General features: G+C 31.1%; 19 protein-coding genes. 5 read left to right on the forward strand and 14 right to left on the reverse strand.

Annotated elements, in window-relative coordinates; translation table 11 throughout:
- The first annotated feature begins 3 nt into the window (after window positions 1-3).
- Together Q1B05_RS05600 and Q1B05_RS05605 are read left to right on the forward strand one after the other, a co-directional pair.
- Window positions 4-1,083, forward strand: coding sequence for a mannose-1-phosphate guanylyltransferase (locus Q1B05_RS05600; protein WP_299778469.1), 1,080 nt, complete (start codon window positions 4-6; stop codon window positions 1,081-1,083).
- A gap of 3 nt (window positions 1,084-1,086) precedes the next feature.
- Complete coding sequence (locus Q1B05_RS05605; RefSeq protein WP_299778471.1) at window positions 1,087-2,592, forward strand: DUF389 domain-containing protein; 1,506 nt, start codon at window positions 1,087-1,089, stop codon at window positions 2,590-2,592.
- Here the strand turns inward: Q1B05_RS05605 and Q1B05_RS05610 are convergent.
- Window positions 2,589-3,356 carry an ATP-binding cassette domain-containing protein gene (locus Q1B05_RS05610; RefSeq protein ID WP_299778473.1) on the reverse strand — a complete coding sequence of 256 codons (768 nt, stop codon included), beginning with the start codon at window positions 3,354-3,356 and terminating at the stop codon, window positions 2,589-2,591. The genes Q1B05_RS05605 and Q1B05_RS05610 overlap by 4 nt on opposite strands.
- On the reverse strand, window positions 3,356-4,093 hold the full coding sequence (locus Q1B05_RS05615; protein WP_299778475.1) for an ABC transporter permease: 738 nt from the start codon (window positions 4,091-4,093) through the stop codon (window positions 3,356-3,358). Before Q1B05_RS05615 ends, Q1B05_RS05610 begins: the two co-directional genes overlap by 1 nt.
- Window positions 4,094-4,208: 115 nt before the next feature.
- Between Q1B05_RS05615 and pafA the strand changes: the two genes are divergently transcribed.
- A complete protein-coding gene (gene pafA, locus Q1B05_RS05620) occupies window positions 4,209-5,858 on the forward strand; it encodes an alkaline phosphatase PafA (RefSeq protein ID WP_299778478.1) in 1,650 nt (549 codons plus the stop codon).
- 259 nt (window positions 5,859-6,117) lie between these two features.
- Here the strand turns inward: pafA and Q1B05_RS05625 are convergent, their stop codons facing one another.
- From Q1B05_RS05625 to rsfS, 6 genes are all read right to left on the reverse strand, one after another.
- Window positions 6,118-6,384: an acyl-CoA-binding protein gene (locus Q1B05_RS05625; RefSeq protein WP_299778480.1), complete on the reverse strand. Its 267-nt coding sequence runs from the start codon at window positions 6,382-6,384 to the stop codon at window positions 6,118-6,120.
- Window positions 6,384-7,034 (reverse strand): phosphatidylserine decarboxylase family protein, encoded by a 651-nt coding sequence (locus Q1B05_RS05630; RefSeq protein WP_299778482.1) that lies wholly within the window; start codon window positions 7,032-7,034, stop codon window positions 6,384-6,386. Before Q1B05_RS05630 ends, Q1B05_RS05625 begins: the two co-directional genes overlap by 1 nt.
- Window positions 7,024-7,845 carry a phosphatidate cytidylyltransferase gene (locus Q1B05_RS05635; RefSeq protein ID WP_299778484.1) on the reverse strand — a complete coding sequence of 274 codons (822 nt, stop codon included), beginning with the start codon at window positions 7,843-7,845 and terminating at the stop codon, window positions 7,024-7,026. The genes Q1B05_RS05630 and Q1B05_RS05635 overlap by 11 nt, the downstream gene beginning before the upstream one ends.
- A 1-nt stretch (window position 7,846) precedes the next feature.
- Window positions 7,847-8,458, reverse strand: a complete 612-nt coding sequence (locus tag Q1B05_RS05640) for an LUD domain-containing protein (protein WP_299778486.1) — start codon at window positions 8,456-8,458, stop codon at window positions 7,847-7,849.
- A 116-nt stretch (window positions 8,459-8,574) separates the two neighbouring features.
- Complete coding sequence (ftsH, locus tag Q1B05_RS05645) at window positions 8,575-10,512, reverse strand: ATP-dependent zinc metalloprotease FtsH (RefSeq protein WP_299778488.1); 1,938 nt, start codon at window positions 10,510-10,512, stop codon at window positions 8,575-8,577.
- A gap of 5 nt (window positions 10,513-10,517) precedes the next feature.
- The gene (gene rsfS, locus Q1B05_RS05650) at window positions 10,518-10,889 is read right to left on the reverse strand and encodes a ribosome silencing factor (RefSeq protein ID WP_299778491.1); all 372 of its coding nucleotides are present in this window, start codon (window positions 10,887-10,889) and stop codon (window positions 10,518-10,520) included.
- 95 nt (window positions 10,890-10,984) lie between these two features.
- Here rsfS and Q1B05_RS05655 point away from each other — a divergent pair, with 95 nt between their 5' ends.
- A complete protein-coding gene (locus Q1B05_RS05655) occupies window positions 10,985-11,716 on the forward strand; it encodes a biotin--[acetyl-CoA-carboxylase] ligase (RefSeq protein ID WP_299778493.1) in 732 nt (243 codons plus the stop codon).
- Here Q1B05_RS05655 and Q1B05_RS05660 read toward each other — a convergent pair.
- Both Q1B05_RS05660 and pyrE read right to left on the reverse strand, forming a co-directional pair.
- On the reverse strand, window positions 11,713-12,108 hold the full coding sequence (locus tag Q1B05_RS05660) for an SRPBCC family protein (RefSeq protein ID WP_299778495.1): 396 nt from the start codon (window positions 12,106-12,108) through the stop codon (window positions 11,713-11,715). The genes Q1B05_RS05655 and Q1B05_RS05660 overlap by 4 nt on opposite strands.
- 24 nt (window positions 12,109-12,132) lie before the next feature.
- Entirely contained in the window at window positions 12,133-12,777 is a 645-nt protein-coding gene (gene pyrE / locus Q1B05_RS05665; protein WP_299778497.1) for an orotate phosphoribosyltransferase, read from the reverse strand.
- A gap of 124 nt (window positions 12,778-12,901) precedes the next feature.
- Between pyrE and Q1B05_RS05670 the strand changes: the two genes are divergently transcribed.
- Complete coding sequence (locus Q1B05_RS05670) at window positions 12,902-13,483, forward strand: NUDIX domain-containing protein (protein WP_299778499.1); 582 nt, start codon at window positions 12,902-12,904, stop codon at window positions 13,481-13,483.
- Here the strand turns inward: Q1B05_RS05670 and Q1B05_RS05675 are convergent.
- The 4 genes from Q1B05_RS05675 to Q1B05_RS05690 all read right to left on the reverse strand — a co-directional run bounded on the left by Q1B05_RS05675 (window position 13,476) and on the right by Q1B05_RS05690 (window position 18,198).
- Window positions 13,476-14,162, reverse strand: coding sequence for an N-formylglutamate amidohydrolase (locus Q1B05_RS05675; protein ID WP_299778501.1), 687 nt, complete (start codon window positions 14,160-14,162; stop codon window positions 13,476-13,478). The genes Q1B05_RS05670 and Q1B05_RS05675 overlap by 8 nt on opposite strands.
- A complete protein-coding gene (locus Q1B05_RS05680; RefSeq protein ID WP_299778503.1) occupies window positions 14,159-15,385 on the reverse strand; it encodes a glutamate-cysteine ligase family protein in 1,227 nt (408 codons plus the stop codon). The genes Q1B05_RS05675 and Q1B05_RS05680 overlap by 4 nt, the downstream gene beginning before the upstream one ends.
- On the reverse strand, window positions 15,378-16,832 hold the full coding sequence (locus tag Q1B05_RS05685) for a RimK family protein (RefSeq protein ID WP_299778505.1): 1,455 nt from the start codon (window positions 16,830-16,832) through the stop codon (window positions 15,378-15,380). Before Q1B05_RS05685 ends, Q1B05_RS05680 begins: the two co-directional genes overlap by 8 nt.
- Window positions 16,833-16,929: 97 nt before the next feature.
- On the reverse strand, window positions 16,930-18,198 hold the full coding sequence (locus Q1B05_RS05690) for a chloride channel protein (RefSeq protein ID WP_299778507.1): 1,269 nt from the start codon (window positions 18,196-18,198) through the stop codon (window positions 16,930-16,932).
- Window positions 18,199-18,213 lie beyond the last annotated feature (15 nt).

The raw sequence follows: 18,213 nt of genomic DNA on the forward strand, positions 1-18,213 counted from the left end.
AGAATGAACAAAAATAATTATGCCATAATCATGGCTGGAGGGGTTGGTTCAAGATTTTGGCCCGTAAGTATGAACAGTTTTCCTAAACAATTTCACGATATGTTGGGAACAGGAGAAACGTTAATTCAAAAAACGTTTCAGCGTTTATCTAGGTTCATTCCAAAGCAAAATATATATATATTAACAAATGCTAATTATAACGATTTGGTTTTAGAGCAATTACCAGAAGTGTCTCAAGCCCAAGTAGTCTTAGAACCAGCAATGAGAAATACAGCACCTTGTATTTTATATGCTGCATTAAAAATCCAGAAAGAAAATCCAGATGCTTTAATGTTAGTTGCCCCTAGTGATCACTGGATTGAAGACGAAGAAGCATTTTCTAAAAATGTATTAACAGCTTTCGATTTTTGTCAGGAGCACGATGCATTAATGACTTTAGGAATTCAACCTACATTTCCAAATACAGGATATGGTTATATTGAATACGATACAGAAACAGAACATGCTGTAAAACAAGTAAAGCAGTTTAGAGAAAAACCAGATTATGCAACAGCAAAATCTTTCATTAAACAAGGTAATTTTGTTTGGAATGCAGGTATTTTTATGTGGAGTGTAGCGAGTGTTTTAAAAGCTTTTAAAACTAATCAACCTGATTTATTTCAATTATTCGAACAAGGAATTTCTTCATATAATACCGTTGATGAAGCTAAGTTTATTGAAGAAAATTATGAAAAATCAGAAGATATTTCTGTTGATTATGCAATTATGGAATCTTCTAAAAATGTATATGTTTTAGCAGCCGAATTTGATTGGAATGATTTAGGAACTTGGGGAAGTCTTTACGATAAGTTAGATAAAGATGCAGATAATAATGCCGTTGTAAATGCAAGAACTTTGGTTGAAGATGCTTCTGGAAACATGATTAGGACTAAAGGAAATAAAATTGTTGTTGTTGATGGATTAAATGACTATATTATAATCGATAAAGATGATGTTCTTCTTATTTTTCCAAAAGAAAAAGAGCAAGATATTAAAGGAATACGAAATAAAGTTCGAGACGTTTTTGGTGATAAGTACTGTTAATATATGAACGAGAGTAAGTTTAATTTTTCGGAAGACGAAGCTGATAAAGTAAAAGAGGCTGCTCAAGAAGCAGCTGTAAAAGAGTCTAAACAAGCCATCAAGAAAGATGCTCAAGGCTTACTTGAAAATATTAGAAGTTTTTTGTCTGAGTTATTAGACTTTAGACAAGATACAGATCAACAAGCAACCATAGATGCTATTAAAGGGGATATTCCTTTTAAAGGTGCTACAGCTTGGATTTTAATCTGTTCTATTTTTGTCGCTTCCATTGGATTAAATGCAAACTCTACCGCAGTTGTTATTGGTGCCATGTTAATTTCACCATTAATGGGACCTATTTTAGGAATAGGTTTATCTGTGGCCATTAATGATATTGATACACTTAGGAAATCACTAATTAATTTTGGAGTCATGATTTTTCTGAGTGTTTTAACAGCTTTTCTTTTTTATAAATTTTTCCCATTACAAGAAGAATCTTTAGAATTATTAGCGCGAACAAAACCAGATATTAGAGATGTATTAATTGCATTTTTTGGTGGTGCTGCTTTAATTATTGCGAGAACTAAAAAAGGGACTATAGCCTCAGTAATATTTGGTGTAGCAATTGCTACAGCTTTAATGCCTCCTTTATGTACGGTTGGTTATGGTTTGGCGGTTTCTTTTGACGATTTTTCTAAAGGAATTGGTTATGCTTCTGGAGCATTCTACTTATTTATTATTAATACCATTTTTATTGCCTTAGCTACTTTTATCGCTTTAAAGATTTTGCGTTTTCCAATGATTAAGTACGCAAATTCTAAAAAAAGAAAGCGTATTTCTCAAATAGCATCTTTGTTAGCTATTGTTGCTATGATTCCTGCAATTTGGACGTTTATTGATGTTTTAAAAGAAAGTAATTTTAAAAGAGAAGCCCAAGTTTATTTAGATCATGAGTTGAAAGGATTACCTCAATATGATTACATTAAAAGAAATGTAGTCTATAAATATTCGAATGGAAAGGAAGGGTCTAGCTTTGTATTTAATACACATGGTATTGGTTATATTCCAGAAGAAACTATAGAGCTTTTAAAAGCTAAATTAGCCGATTATCCTGCATTAAGACATGCTCATTTCGAATTTAACCAGAGTAGACAAAATGTAGATAATGTAAAATACATGGAGCAATTGCGTTATCGTGATTCTCTAGATTTACTTTCTCAGACTCAAAAAATATCATATTTAGAGAAAAGGGTTGGTCAATTACAATACCTTGAGGAAAAAACTATTCCGTTTGAGAAGATCTTGAAAGAAGTTCATATCAATTATGATAACCTTGACTTGTTTAGTTATTCACCAGTAATCTCGTCAAATTTTGAAAAAATAGATACTATTCCTGTATTTGGTATACGTTGGAAAGCAGATAAGAATCTTAAAGAAGAGGCTATAAATAAAGAACAAGATAAATTAGAACGTTGGTTAAAATTTAAACTGAATTTAGATACTTTAATTGTAGAACGGGTAAAACATTAAACGTTTTCCTCAATATACATTTTTCTTACTTTCTTAAATAATTCTGAAGAATATACAAAGTCTGTAACAACTTCGTTATTGGTTTTAAAAATGGTTTCGTTAGAGCCTTCCCATGCTTTTAATCCGTCTTTAAGAAACACTATTTTTTCACCAATCTCCATTACCGAATTCATATCATGAGTATTTATAACGGTAGTAATATTGTATTCATCTGTAATTTCTTGAATAAGATTATCTATAACTATAGCCGTTTTTGGGTCTAGTCCAGAATTTGGTTCGTCACAAAATAAATACTTAGGTCTATTTACAATAGCTCGTGCAATAGCTACACGTTTTTGCATACCTCCAGAAGCTTCAGATGGTAGTTTATTGTGTGCGTTTTCTAAATTAACACGCTTTAAAACAAAGTTAGCACGGTCGTCCATTTCACTTTCACTAAGTTTAGTAAACATGCGTAATGGAAATTTTACATTTTCAACAATGGTCATAGAATCAAACAAGGCGCTACCTTGAAAAACCATACCTATTTCAGACCTTAAATCACGTTTTTGTTCGTCTGATAGTTTTGAAAATATTCTACCTTCATAAGATATACTACCTTCCTCATAATTAAACAAACCTAACAAACATTTTAAAAATACCGTTTTCCCAGAACCACTTTGTCCAATAATTAAATTTGTTTTTCCTTTTTCAAACGTAGTACTAATTCCTTTTAATATATGGACATCTCCAAATGACTTGTGCAAATCTTTAACTTCAATCATTAGCTTAATAGAATTTGAGTTAGTATGAAATTTAAAGTAATTATAGCTACACTAGTCCAAACAAAAGATACAGTACTAGCTTTTCCTACATCTAATGCCCCTCCTTTCATATAAAAGCCGTGATAAGATGGTATGGTAGCTAAAAAGAAAGCAAAACCAATTGTTTTTATAAATGCATATATAATATGGTAAGGAATAAAATCATCTTGTAAACCAGTTATATAATCATTAACTGTAGCAAAATTTCCAAAAGCACAAGCAGCTAATCCACCTAAAATTCCTAAAAACATTGAAATTGAAATTACAAAAGGATAAAGCATTAAAGCTACAAGTTTAGGAAATACTAAATAGTTAAGGGCATTTATTCCCATAACCTCTAGTGCATCGATTTGTTCTGTAACACGCATGGTTCCTATACTAGAGGTAATAAAAGATCCTACTTTACCTGCCATAATAATAGAAATAAAGGTAGGAGCAAACTCTAAAATCACAGATTGTCTTGTCGCGAAACCAATTAATGATTTAGGAATTAATGGGTTGTCCATGTTTAAAGCTGTTTGTATAGTTACAACACCTCCAACAAAGAAAGATATAAACGCAACGATTCCTAATGAACCTATAATTAGATCATCAATATCTTTAATAATGAGTTTTTTCATCACCGACCACTTGGTAGGCTTTCTAAAAAGCTCAATTATCATTAGTATGTAAGCGCCAATACTGTGTAGATAATTCATAGAATATTTTGTAAGTGCTAAAGTAAAAAAATACTATTACTTATTTAATGATTATTTAAATTAAGAAAGATTTTAAAAACCTTATTTTTGTATTCAAAATTACAATTATTATTTTATGAAAAATTCAATATTACTTTATCTAGCTTGTTTGCTTTGTGCATCGGGCTTTGCTCAACAGGCTCAAGAAGGTGAGTCTTCTGAAATATATATAAAACCAAAGTTAGTTGTTGGTATTGTTGTAGACCAAATGCGTTATGATTATTTGACACGTTTTTATGATAAATATGGAGATGATGGTTTTAAGCGCATGATGAATGAAGGTTTTAATTGTAAAAACAATCATTTTAATTATATCCCCACTTATACGGCACCTGGGCACACATCTATTTATACTGGTACCTCACCAATGAATCATGGTATTATAGGTAACAATTGGTATGATAAAGAACTTAAGACCTCTGTATACTGTGCTGAGGATTCTTCTGTATCTTCTGTAGGAACAGAGAATAAAGCTGGACAAATGTCTCCTCATCGTATGCTAACTACTACTTTTGCAGACGAAAATAGATTATTTACACAAATGGAAGGTAAAACAATTGGTGTTTCTATAAAAGATAGAGGTGCAATTTTACCAGCCGGACATACTGCTAATGCAGCATATTGGTTTTTTGGTGAAGATCAAGGAGATTTTATTACAAGTACTTATTATGAAGACCAATTACCAAAATGGGTAAAGAATTTTAATTCGTCTAAAAAAGCTAAATCATATCTAAAAGAATGGGATACTTTTTATAATATTAAAAAGTATACTGAAAGTGGTAGTGACTTAAATGATTTTGAAGGTGGATTTAAAGGGAAAGAAACAGCAACATTTCCTTATGATTTAAAAAAATTAAGTAAAGAAAATAATGGATTCGATATTTTAAAAAGCACACCTTATGGTAATAGTATAGTTGCAGATTTTGCAATTGAAGCTATTAAGGGGGAAGACTTAGGTAAAGATGATATTACAGATGTTTTAACAGTAAGTTTTTCTTCTACAGATTATGTAGGACATAATTTTGGTGTGAATTCTAAAGAAGTTGAAGACACTTATATTCGTTTAGATAAAGATTTAGGTCGTCTTTTTAAAATGTTAGATAGCTATGTTGGAAAAGGTGAATACACTGTGTTTTTAACCGCAGATCATGGAGGAGTAGATGTACCGTCTTATTTACATTCACAGCATGTTCCTGCTGGATATTTTGCCAAGCAAGAGTTTAAAAATGATTTAAATAGTTTTATGACAAAGAAATATGGAGCTTCAGATTTAATTGAAAATATTAGTAACAATCAAATCTTTTTAAATCGTGAAAAAATTAGTTTGTTAAACTTAAACCTAGAAAGCATGCAACAAGAAATTGCTAATGAATTAATTTCTTATGATAATATTCATTATGTAAGTCCTGCCTTTTCACTTTCTAGTGGTGGAAATGATATTGAAGCTTTATTGAAAAATGGATATAATCAAAAACGTTCTGGTGATGTGCTTTACGAATTAAAACCAGCTGTTATATCTTATAGTAAAACAGGATCGACTCATGGTTCTGGTTTAAATTATGATACGCATGTACCTTTAATGTTTTTCGGAAAAGGTATTAAACATGGTAGTACATTACAAAAAACAGAAGTTATTGATATTGCACCAACGATTTCTGGATTATTAGGAATCAGTTTTCCTAATGGAGCTACTGGTAAGCCATTAGAATTTCTTTTAGATAATTAATTGAAAGCAAAATATTTTTAAACTTTAAAAGCCCTCTATTTTTTATAGAGGGCTTTTCTATAGAATTTGATGTATATAATATACTTCGTAAAAATAAATACGAGTTGTTTTTTAAGAATGTATTTTGGATTAAGAAGGGGAAATATTAATGAGGTTTAGTTTCCTATTTAAGTATATAAAGTTTAATATACTGCTCTTAAATAAGGGATAAAAATAAGTTTAACGGATGAGTTCTTTAACTTGAACCAATAAAATAATACTATTTTCTGTATAGAGAGTAATTGTTAACTAGGTCTATGTAAATGCGTTTTGCCTCGTCTTGAGTAATGTTTTTTACTTGGAATAAAGCATTTGTTTTAAAAGCATTTATAATAGGTTTGTTACTGCTTGGTCTATTATAATCGTTTGTAGCCTTTTTGTAATACGCATATAAGCGCAATAGGAAATCTGCAGGAAAAGGTCCAGGAAGATTATTAATGCGTTTAACGGCATCCCTAAAGTCGATATCTAATTCTTCAGAAGTCATTATAATTCAGCAATAATACTTTCTCCACCTTTAACTTTGTCGTTAAGGCTGACATTAATATTTGTTCCCAAAGGTAAAAATAAATCTACTCTAGAACCAAACTTTATAAAACCAGAATCACTTGCTTGAATAACTTCATCTCCAACTTTAGCGTAATTTACTATACGTTTTGCAAGAGCTCCTGCAATTTGACGATGTAAAACTTTACCAAACGTTTTATTTTCAACTACAACGGTTGTACGCTCGTTTTCTTCACTAGCTTTAGGATGCCAAGCTACTAAAAATTTACCCGGATGGTATTTGCTGAACACTACTTTTCCTCCAATAGGATATCTCGTAACATGTACATTAATAGGAGACATAAATACACTTACTTGTAAGCGTTTTTCTTTAAAATATTCTTTTTCGAACACTTCTTCAATTACAACAACTTTTCCATCTACAGGAGATAATACTTGATTGTCATTAAGAACTCCTTTACGTTTCGGATTTCTGAAAAATTGTAAAATGATTATTAAAAAAGCGAATAGTATAAAAAGCAATAGATTTCGCAACCATGATATAGATACAAAATTGTCTACAGCCAAAAATGATGCAATCACTAAAATAAAAGTGATTAAAATAATTTTAAAACCTTCTTTATGAAACATAATCTATAATTCTTAAAAACAAATAAATAAATGGAGCCGCAAAAATAATACTATCTAACCTATCAAGTAATCCACCATGCCCTGGCATGATAACACCACTATCTTTTACATTAACTTGACGTTTAAATTTAGACTCTACTAAATCACCTAAAGTGCCAAAAACACTTACTATAATAGATAGAATTAGCCATTGGTTAAAGTTCAATGTGTCGGTAAAGGTAGCAATAAAATAGCTAGCAATACATGAAAAAAATAGTCCGCCAATAAAACCTTCTACTGTTTTTTTAGGAGAAATTTTTTCAAATAACTTTTGTTTACCAAAATTTTTACCCACAAAAAAGGCAAATGTATCGTTTACCCATACTAGAATAAATGATCCTAAAAGAATACTAGGATGGTATTCTTCTCCAAATCGGGCTGTTAAAATAAAAAATATGAATGAACTTGAGAGGTAAAAACTAGTTAAAAGAAATCGTTTGAATTTGAATAAAGGAATACCCCGTTTTGAAAATAAATCTTTTATTAGAAATAAATTAACAAAAATGGATAGAACAAGAAGTATTTGTGTTGCTTCGTTAAATCCTTTTAATTGAGGAAATGCGATATGCCAGTATCCAAAAATAAGATACATGATTGTAAATATTACATATGGAGTAAATGTACGAAGTCCTATAAGTTTTTTAAATTCGGCAATAGAAATGATTCCAAAAATAAAAAATAGTATAGTTAATGCATGCTCATTGTAAAGAGATCCAATTAATAAAGCAACGTATATAAAACCAAAAATAGCTCTGGTAAGAATTTCTTTCATGTTAGAGGTCTTCTAAAAGCAGCAAATATAGGTTTTTTGAATTACTACCATAGGTCATGAAGTTTTTTTCCTCCTCCAATTTAAAATGTTTTATTGTAGTAATATTTGTTGGTATTTTTTGCGTGTTTTTAGATTTTATAGCTCTTAACCCTTCACTTATACTGCCTACAATTTGACTTGTAGTAGAAAATACAATAAAATTACCTGGTAAATCTGCAAGTTTTTTTTCAGCGATTTGTTTAGAACAGATTAAAAGGGAACCATCGTCTGCGATTAAACTTTCACAACTAGTTAAAAAATAAGTAGCATCAGTATCATTTGGTAAAGCCATATGTAAACTAGATGAAGCAAATCGTTTTTTTAATTCGTTCTCTAGAATTAGGATTTTTTTGTCTTCCCAACTGTTCTCTTCAATTATATAATCTAAGGTTTGGAATATTTCATCTAAATTTTCGCAATACAAAAACTTACCACCATTTTCCTTAAAGTTTATTGTAAACTTTTCATCTATAGGTAGTTTTATTTCAGGCATGTATTTGCCCCTGTCTTCAGATTGAATTTCCTCTTCTGATTTATTTGATTTGGAACCAAAAAGTTTTCTAAATAGACTCATTAAGACATCTGCGATTAATCTGTGTTAAATAGGGTTTGTTCAAAGATAAAAAATCTTAAATTAACCAATGGTCAATTTAAGATTTTTCCTGCTATTAAGCTTAAATACTTAATAATTTATTTATCTAAAAGCGGTTTTAATTCAGAATCAAAAGGGCGTTTACCAAATATTTTTTCAAGATTATCTTTAAAGATTACTTCTTTTTCTAAAAGCACCTCTGCTAACTCAGTCAATTTGTCCTTGTTATCTTCTAGAAGTTTTATAGCTCTTTCGTATTCTGCTTCAATGATGTCAGATATTTCTTTGTCGATAAGTTCTGCAGTTTTTTCACTGTATGGTTTAGTAAAACCATATTCGTTTTGTCCTGAAGAATCATAATATGTTAAATTACCAACTTTATCACTTAATCCATAAACCGTAACCATAGCTCTGGCTTGCTTCGTTACTTTTTCAAGATCACTTAAAGCACCAGTAGATATTTTATTAAAAATAACTTTTTCTGCAGCACGACCTCCTAATGCAGCACACATTTCGTCTAGCATTTGTTCTGGTCTAACAATTAGACGTTCTTCTGGTAAATACCAAGCAGCACCTAAAGAGCGTCCACGTGGCACAATAGTTACTTTTACTAAAGGTGCAGCATGTTCTAACATCCAGCTAACTGTAGCATGACCTGCTTCATGAAAAGCAATAGCTTTCTTTTCGCTAGGTGTAATAATTTTATTTTTCTTTTCTAATCCACCAACAATACGGTCTACAGCATCAAGGAAATCTTGCTTATCAACAGCCTTCTTACCTTGTCTAGCAGCAATTAATGCAGCTTCGTTACATACGTTTGCAATATCTGCTCCAGAGAATCCAGGCGTTTGTTTTGCTAAGAAATCTGTATCAAGGTTTTCAGATTTTTTAATTGGTTTTAGGTGAACTTCAAAAATTTCTTGACGTTCTCTAATGTCTGGAAGATCTACAAAAATTTGTCTATCAAAACGACCTGCACGCATTAAGGCACTATCTAGAACATCGGCTCTGTTTGTTGCAGCTAATACAATTACATTTGTATTAGTACCAAAACCATCCATTTCTGTTAGTAATTGGTTTAGCGTATTTTCTCTTTCATCGTTAGAGCCAGACATATTGTTTTTACCTCTAGCACGTCCAATAGCATCAATCTCGTCAATAAAAATAATCGCAGGAGATTTTTCTTTAGCTTGCTTGAATAAATCTCTTACACGAGATGCACCTACACCAACAAACATTTCTACAAAATCAGATCCTGATAAAGAGAAGAAAGGCACTTTAGCTTCACCTGCAACAGCTTTTGCTAATAATGTTTTTCCTGTTCCTGGAGGGCCTACAAGTAATGCTCCTTTTGGAATTTTACCACCAAGAGAGGTGTATTTTTCAGGATTTTTCAAGAAATCTACAATCTCTTGTATTTCTTCTTTAGCTCCTTCTAAACCAGCAACATCTTTAAATGATGTTTTTACATCTGTGTTTTGGTCGAATAATTTAGCTTTAGATTTACCGATGTTGAAGATTTGACCTCCAGCACCACCTCCGCCACCAGAAGACATTCTACGCATTATAAATATCCAAACTCCAATTAATAGAATAAAAGGAAGAATACCAATAAGGAAATCTCCCCAAAGGTTTTGTTCTGTTTTATAATTAACAGCAGTTTTTAAATTTTGTTCTTTTATTGTAGATTTTACATCATTTTCAAAATTTTGTAAATCTCCAAATTCAAAACTATAATTTGGTAGTCGCGATGCTGTAGGAAGCAATGTTGACGGTTTCGATTTTTTATGCTCTTCTTTTTGTAATGCTTCGTCTGTTAAAAAGACTTCGGCTTCTCTTTTATTTACAATCTCTACCGTTTCTATATCTCCAGCTCTCAAGTAGTTCATGAACTCTGAGGGAGTTGTAGTACTAGCGTCTTGTAAACTATTACTATTAAAAAGTTGCATTGCAATAAAAATTGCAATAATTGCTCCGTAAATCCAATACGGATTTAATTTAGGTTTCTTATTTGGAGTTTTCTTTTCGTTTGCCATTAAATTTAATAATTTGTTTCAATTATAGTTGTTTTTGCGTCGCCCCATAGGCTTTCAATGTCGTAGTATTCACGTATTTGTTTCTGAAAAACATGTACTACTACATTAACGTAGTCCATTAATACCCATTCTGCATTGTCTTGTCCTTCTATATGCCAAGGTTTGTCCTTAAGTTCTTTACTAACTTTTTTCTGAACAGCATTAACAATAGCATTTACTTGAGTGTTTGAGGTTCCTTCACACACTATAAAATAGTCGCAAACAGTATTTTCAATTTCACGTAAGTCTAAAATATTTATTTCTTTTCCTTTAACATCTTCAATTCCACTTAATATGGTAGAAATTAGCAAGTCTACATTTATATTATCTTTCGCCATTAATTTTATTTAATTTGTACAAAGTTATTATTTTTTAGTTCTTTATACTTTAAAATTTGCAGAAGTTTTCATCCTGCCTATATAAATTATCTATAATGCATATTATCAAACTTGATGCCATCGATTCAACTAACACTTTTTTAAAACAATTAAGTACATGTGAATTGTTGGAAGATTATACAGTCGTAGTCGCTAAACAGCAAACTATGGGACGCGGTCAAATGGGTACTGTTTGGGACTCCGAAACTGCTAAAAATCTAATGTTTAGTGTGTTTAAAGATGTGTCGTTTGTGCCTATAGAAAAACAATTTTATATAAGTATGGTAACTGCTATAGCTATTTATAAAGCTTTAAATAAATTAATGTTACCAAGAGTTCGGATAAAATGGCCTAACGACATATTGTCAGAAGACAAGAAGATTTGCGGAATATTAATAGAAAATATAGTTACACAAAGCGGGTTAAGAGATAGTGTGCTTGGAATTGGTTTAAATGTTAATCAAACAAATTTTAAGAAACTGCCAAAAGCATCTTCAATAGTAAATAAAATAGGAAAAACTCAAGACTTAGATGAAGTACTTCATTATATATTAGTCGAGTTAAAAGAATGCTTTTCTTGGCTAGAAAACGGACAATTAGAACGCATTAAGCAAGAATATGAAAGTGCGTTGTTTAAAAAAAATAAGCCTTCAACATTTTTAAATGCAGAAGGCAATATGTTTGCTGGGTTTATTCTTGGTGTCTCAGAACTTGGTCACTTAAAAGTTTTGTTAGAAGACCAAATTATAGAAGAATATAATTTAAAAGAATTAACCTTATTGTATTAAATAGATTCAGGCATTTTAGTGACTAATGTTTCAATAAATTTTGAAATAGGTCCCTTTACCATCATTGCCATCATCGGGTTAAAATCACCTTCAAATAAAAGTTTTACATCGCTTTTACCTTCAGTAGTTTCGTTAATGTGTCCTACTAGAGAAAAATCTAATTTTCCACCTGCTGCCCCTAATACTATTTTGTTTGGAGGAACAACTTCCTTCTTTTTCAAAATAATTTCAGGCATACCTTTTAATGCAAAAAGAAATTTGTCGTCATCTAAAATTTCAAACTTACTAATATTGTCAGGCATTAGTTTTTCGAAATTTTTAATATCCGAAAGAAAATCAAATACTTCTTGAGATGATTTGTCTAATGTTACTTTTGGAGATTCTAAATTCATGATTTTTTATTTGTTTACTTTTAATCAAATAGCGTTCCATTCACTAGGATTGGAATTCCAATCTGTCAAAGTTTGTACTTCTGCTTGCGAAATATAGTTTGTTTCAACAGCTTGCTCAATTAAACTTTCGTAATTACTTAAGGTTTGAAGTAGTACATTCTCTTTCTCAAAATTTTCTTTAGCGACATTAAATCCGTAAGAGAAAATGGCAATCATGCCTTTTACATTAAGATTTGCATCTCTAAGAGCACGTACTGCGTTTAAGCTACTTTTTCCAGTACTTATTAAATCTTCAATAACAATTACATTTTGTCCTTTTTGGATAAATCCTTCAATTTGGTTTTGTCTACCATGACTTTTTGCCTCAGGTCTGACATATATAAAAGGAACACCCAAATATTCTGCTACTAGCATACCAATACCAATCGCTCCAGTGGCTACGCCAGCTATAACATCTGGTTTACCATATTGCTCTTCTATATATTTAGCCATGGTTTCACGTATGTAATTTCTAATAAGCGGAAATGATAATATAATCCTGTTATCGCAATAAATAGGAGATTTCCATCCAGAGGCCCATGTAAAAGGAGCGCTAGGGCTTAGTTTTATCGCATTTACTTGCAATAATACTTCAGCAGTTTTTCGAGCTGTTTGTTTGTTTAAAATCATAGATACAAAATTACACATTAATTAAAATAATAGTTCTTGTGTATTAAAATAATTTTTTTAAAGTTAATATGTTTGCTTTAAAAATTGATACTTTTACCGCAATTAATACAGGATATTTTTTAATATGTATAAAATATTTGTCAACGACAAGCCAATCATTTTAACCACGGAGGTTGAGAAAGAGACACATTTTAAGAATTACTTATTAGACACCGTTCAAATAGGTAAAGTTATTAAGGAATTAAATACCACTTCTTTAAAGGAAGTGAGATTAATTCATAAAAACCCAGATAAGTTACTTAAAAAGTTTTTAAAAAAACTACCTAATGTTGTTGCTGGAGGTGGAAAGGTTTATAATAAAGATGGAAACATTCTATTTATTTATAGAAATGATAAATGGGATTTGCCTAAAGGAAAAGCTGAGGCTGGCGAAACTATTGAAGAAACATCTTTGCGTGAAGTAGAGGAAGAAACAGGGGTAACTGGGTTGAGAATTACCAAGCCTTTGCATACCACATACCATATATTTAAACGTAACGGAAAATTTAAAATTAAGGTAACACATTGGTTTGAAATGTCTACAGATTTTAAAGGTAATTTATGGCCACAAACTAATGAAGGAATTACTAAGGTAGAATGGTTAAATGAGGTTGAAGCAATTCAGGCTTTAGAAAATTCGTATGCTAATATTAAGCCTCTTATTTAATTAAGCTAGACTTTAAAGCACTGTATAATTGATGTTTTAAAGGTGAAGGTATAACATTTTTTCTAGCAAATTTTTGATTGATTTCTATTTCAATACCTAAATAATTTTCTGGAAACTGTTTGCGTAAATAGGTTGTGAAACCATCTGCGGTACCTAAATATGGGTAATTAAAACGGATTTTTAGATTCGGATTTTCAATACTTATATTCGATTTTAAAGTTTTGCAAAATTCAGATTCTCCACTGTTGGCTGAATCATATAAAAGTCCGATGTCACAAGTTCTAGTCACGTCGTCTAAAACAGGAGTAAAGCTGTGTACAGACAGATGGAGTATAGATTCTCCTATTTGTATGTTTTTTAAAATATAGTTCTCGATAGCATTTCGATATACCATATAATAGGAGTCTATTAAGTATTGTTTTTCTGAAGTTAAAAGAGATTTTGAATATTTTGAAAACAAATTTTTATGATGTAACGATCTGTTTAATTCAATTAACAACCTACTGGTTTCACTATAGTTTGTAAAATTGGCCAATGGTTTCAAGTATTTAAAAACATCTAAAGCACCAATATCAAAACCACGATGCGATTGCAACGTGGTTTCTTTATTTATAAAGTATGGAGAAAACCGTTTTGGAATGTAATTTTCTCCGTGTTCGCAACTTAAAAGTAATTTCATTTTAAAAACAGCGTATTATGTTCAAGACAATTCGCTAAAGATTTATATACGCTTAAAATATTGGTTTCCGAAATATCATTGCCTAAAGCTTTTTCAATTCTAGTTGCCAATGTGCCTTCGTTTAAAATAGTTTCAATAGCATTGTAATGTGCCTTATTAATATTTGGTTTTGCTAATGCGTATAAATGTTTCCAAACGTTTTGGATAGTTGTTGCATCTTCAATATCGAATACATTTAAATAATCTAAATTTTCTATTACTGCAGTTTCTCCGTGTTTAATCGCATCGTTAAGAATAGCAAATAAGTCTTCTTTTATCCAACGTTTTTGTGCAGCTAAAGGAGATAGCTTTTTGTTAACTAATAATTTTAAAGTTTCTATAATTAATGCACAAATGGCTAAATCTGCTTTCGGACATTCTTGAATATCAACCAAGCGAATTTCAATTGCATTTCTGTCGAATCTCGCTATAGCTCCACGAGAATTTAAAAAATGATGATCTAAAATATGATGGGTATCGTACGGTTTAATCGCTTTTTTTATAGGTTCGAAAATTGTAGCGTAATAATCTAATTTAGTAAATACACGTTCTGGAATAACAAGGCCTGTCATTTCAGGAATCTCTTTCTGATTGGTTTTGTAATATTCTAAACGTGTGTCTTTAAAACCTGTTTTTTTTCCTTCTAAAATAGGAGAACTTGCACTTAAACCTGGAATTAAAGGCAAAATAATTCGAATGGCTGCATGTAGTTTTTCAAACTCCTTATCGTCAAAAAAAGGTAGATTTATATGTACGCTTTGCACATTGCTCCAACCGTGATTTTTACAATTAAAAATGCGGTTATATAATTCGTAAACTTCGCTGTAACTGTGTTTCCAAAGTTGTGTGTCTGTAGCCGGATTCATAAATGGATGTGCTGCAGATGGCAATAACTCTGCCTGAAACGGTTTTAAAAGCGCATTAATTTCTGTAATATTTTTATGAAATAATTCGGATAAACCATTTAAACTCTTTGTTGGTCCGTTAGTTTTTAACTCTACAACATGTGCAACCAATTCGTTGCTCCACGCAATTTTACCATTAGAAATGTCTGAAGTTAATTTGCCTTGCTTTTTTGTTAAAAGCGCATCAACAATTGGAACAATTTTTAAATCGGATTGATTTACTAGCATGTATTCTAGTTCAATCCCATAAACATCAAAAAGATGATATTTTTTATTCATTTGAATCTATACGTTTTTTTAATGCTGATAAAATTTCAGTGTAAACTAAATCGCCGTAATAGGCATCTTCTACACCAAAATCGATATTTGGGTTATCGTTAATTTCAATAACCATTGGGACTTTATTTACTACTTTTATATCGACACCATACAGGCCTTTGCCTATTAATTTAGCCGATTTTATAGCCATATTCAATACTTTTTTTGGAACAGATTCTATTGGTAAGCAATCTGCATCTCCATCTTGGTCGTCTTTTTTCTTAGCGTTCCAATTGTAAATTTGCCAATGACCTTTTGCCATATAATATTTACAAGCAAAAAAGGGCTTATCGTCTAATATTCCAATACGCCAATCGTAATCTGATGGGCAAAATTCTTGCGCAATAATTAAATCAGATTCTTTTAACATTTCAGAAACAAGTTCGTAATATTCGGCTTCTGTTTTCGCTTTTTTTACTCCAAAAGAGAATGTAGAATCTGGTGCTTTTAAAACACATGGCAGTCCAACTTTATCTAAAACCATTTGCTTATTGTCTTTATGTACAATTATAGTTTTAGGGGTGTTTATGTTGGCATTCTGTAATGCTTCTGCCATATATACTTTATTACAGCATTTTAAAATGGCATCTGGATAATCTATAATGGCTAGACCTTCTCGCTGTGCTTTTCTGGCAAAAGCATAGGTTTCGTTATTTACTTCTGTGCTCTGGCGAATAAATAAAGCATCAAAAGACGATAAACGCGATAAATCTTTTGGATCGATGATTTCTGCATAAATATTCATCTTTTCAGCTAAATCGATAAACTTTTTTAAAGCTTTGGCATTACTTGGTGGTGCTGGATCTTTCGGGTTTACTAAAATAGCTAAATCAAAATCACTTCTATTTAACTTCGGAATATCATACCGTTTTTTAGAGAAATATTGATTAGCAAATTCTTGAACACTTTCTTTGTGCTCTAAAGGAATTTCAGATTCAGAAATTGCCTTTATGCTTAGTATATTCCACTTTGTGGTATGATTAAATTTTATGCGTAAAAAAGGGACTTGAAAATGCTTGTAAAACAGTACACTTAACTCCTTGTATTTATGAGCCACATTCTGACCAAAATAAATACTTAATGTAAAGTCTTGCGATTTTATATTCTTTAAGCTTTGCTGAATAATATCATCAAACTCGTCGGATACAATTTTAACTAGAGTTAAAGCTTTTAAATCGACAATATTTTTAATAGTAGGTATAGGTAAATGTCCTCTAGCTTCAGCTAAAAGTGATACATAATATCCTTTAGATTGATAAGAATAATCTTTACATAAATTAAATATTCTGGCTTTTTTAAGCAGTGAATACTCTGGATTAGTAAGGTATTCTTGTGAGGAAATTACTTTAATATTTTCAATCGAAAAATTCCATTTTTCAGGTTGATTGACAACAATATACTTATTCATTAATACGCGTCATGGCGATGTAAATTTTAATCAAATGTATATTATTTTTAAATATGATTTACGATGAAGACTTCTTTTTTTATTTTTTTTTAAGGTCTTAGTTTTGATGCTTTTGAGAACTAATAAACGGAATTTTAGGCGCTAGAAAATATCCAGTTAAACTCGCAAATAAAATAGGGATTAGATGTCCGAAACCTGTAAGCGTTGTTAGTAAAATAGTAGTGCTCATTGGTGTTCTTGTAACACATGCATTTATGGCGGCCATACAACTAACAATAGTTAATGTTAAACTAACCGATGGAATAAATTGATGAATGATTAAACCTAAGGTTGTGCCTACGAAAAATAGCGGTATTATAAAGCCACCACGCCAGCCAGAAGTAACCGTAATTGCAATGGCAATAATTTTAAAAATTAAGATGATGAATAATAATTTTAAAGGAAAATGATCACTGATAATCTCGTTAATTTCATGATGACCAAAATAACGTGTAATAGGTAAGTAGTAAGCGATAACTCCTAAAAGTAGCCCGCCAATAAGTGTTTTTATGTAAATAGGAATTGGTCGTTTCTCAAATAATAATTTAAAAAATTTAACACAGTAAATAAAAGACCAACCTACAGCTGTAGCTATAATAGCAAAGAATACTGCGTACCCAAAGTCGAAAATTCCAGAATATTCGTAGGCCGATAAATTCCAAGCAGGTCCGAGACCTAAATGCACAATTAAGGCGAAAATAATATAACTAAAACTACTCGCAACAAGTGCGGGAATAATGGCACGATAATATTCAACAGCATGTTTGTAATGAAGAATTTCTAAAGCGAATAAGCTGCCTCCTAAAGGTGCTCCAAATAGTGCCGTAAATCCTGATGCCATTCCTGCTATACTTAGCGAACGTAGCGCTTCTCCTTTAAGACGAAAAAGTTTTCCTAACCAAGTTCCAATCGATCCTGTAACTTGAACTAATGGGGCTTCAGGACCTAAACTTCCGCCAGAGGCAATACACAGAAATGAAGATAAAACCATAGAGGGATTGTTCTTTGGGTTTAGTTTCCCTTTATTAAAACGGATGTTATTTACAATAAGTTGTATTTCTCCAGGATCTCCAATAAAGTGTATAATTAAGCCTGCCAATAAACCACTAATAGACATGACAGGTATAACTTGCCAACCTTCGAAAAAGGCGATTTTATCTGTTAAAAATTCTAAAATAATCCAATATAATCCTGCTGTTATACCTCCAATGATACCTAAAAAGGCCCAAAGTAAAAACGACCAACTGAAAACAAAAGGATTGAATTTCATGGGGTGATCTAAAATATTGAGATATTTAATTATCTTTTTTTTTCTATGTAATTTCACGTAAGAGAAGGGGTT

The sequence above is a fragment of the uncultured Formosa sp. genome, from assembly GCF_947500765.1.
Lineage (GTDB): Bacteria > Bacteroidota > Bacteroidia > Flavobacteriales > Flavobacteriaceae > Formosa.

Bases quoted from the DNA above. Each gene is read 5' to 3' on its own strand.
- Q1B05_RS05600 (WP_299778469.1), top strand. From the start codon at position 4: ATGAACAAAAATAATTATGCCATAATCATGGCTGGAGGGGTTGGTTCA.
- Q1B05_RS05605 (WP_299778471.1), top strand. From the start codon at position 1,087: ATGAACGAGAGTAAGTTTAATTTTTCGGAAGACGAAGCTGATAAAGTA.
- Q1B05_RS05610 (WP_299778473.1), bottom strand. From the start codon at position 3,356: ATGATTGAAGTTAAAGATTTGCACAAGTCATTTGGAGATGTCCATATA.
- Q1B05_RS05615 (WP_299778475.1), bottom strand. From the start codon at position 4,093: ATGAATTATCTACACAGTATTGGCGCTTACATACTAATGATAATTGAG.
- pafA (WP_299778478.1), top strand. From the start codon at position 4,209: ATGAAAAATTCAATATTACTTTATCTAGCTTGTTTGCTTTGTGCATCG.
- Q1B05_RS05625 (WP_299778480.1), bottom strand. From the start codon at position 6,384: ATGACTTCTGAAGAATTAGATATCGACTTTAGGGATGCCGTTAAACGC.
- Q1B05_RS05630 (WP_299778482.1), bottom strand. From the start codon at position 7,034: ATGTTTCATAAAGAAGGTTTTAAAATTATTTTAATCACTTTTATTTTA.
- Q1B05_RS05635 (WP_299778484.1), bottom strand. From the start codon at position 7,845: ATGAAAGAAATTCTTACCAGAGCTATTTTTGGTTTTATATACGTTGCT.
- Q1B05_RS05640 (WP_299778486.1), bottom strand. From the start codon at position 8,458: ATGAGTCTATTTAGAAAACTTTTTGGTTCCAAATCAAATAAATCAGAA.
- ftsH (WP_299778488.1), bottom strand. From the start codon at position 10,512: ATGGCAAACGAAAAGAAAACTCCAAATAAGAAACCTAAATTAAATCCG.
- rsfS (WP_299778491.1), bottom strand. From the start codon at position 10,889: ATGGCGAAAGATAATATAAATGTAGACTTGCTAATTTCTACCATATTA.
- Q1B05_RS05655 (WP_299778493.1), top strand. From the start codon at position 10,985: ATGCATATTATCAAACTTGATGCCATCGATTCAACTAACACTTTTTTA.
- Q1B05_RS05660 (WP_299778495.1), bottom strand. From the start codon at position 12,108: ATGAATTTAGAATCTCCAAAAGTAACATTAGACAAATCATCTCAAGAA.
- pyrE (WP_299778497.1), bottom strand. From the start codon at position 12,777: ATGATTTTAAACAAACAAACAGCTCGAAAAACTGCTGAAGTATTATTG.
- Q1B05_RS05670 (WP_299778499.1), top strand. From the start codon at position 12,902: ATGTATAAAATATTTGTCAACGACAAGCCAATCATTTTAACCACGGAG.
- Q1B05_RS05675 (WP_299778501.1), bottom strand. From the start codon at position 14,162: ATGAAATTACTTTTAAGTTGCGAACACGGAGAAAATTACATTCCAAAA.
- Q1B05_RS05680 (WP_299778503.1), bottom strand. From the start codon at position 15,385: ATGAATAAAAAATATCATCTTTTTGATGTTTATGGGATTGAACTAGAA.
- Q1B05_RS05685 (WP_299778505.1), bottom strand. From the start codon at position 16,832: ATGAATAAGTATATTGTTGTCAATCAACCTGAAAAATGGAATTTTTCG.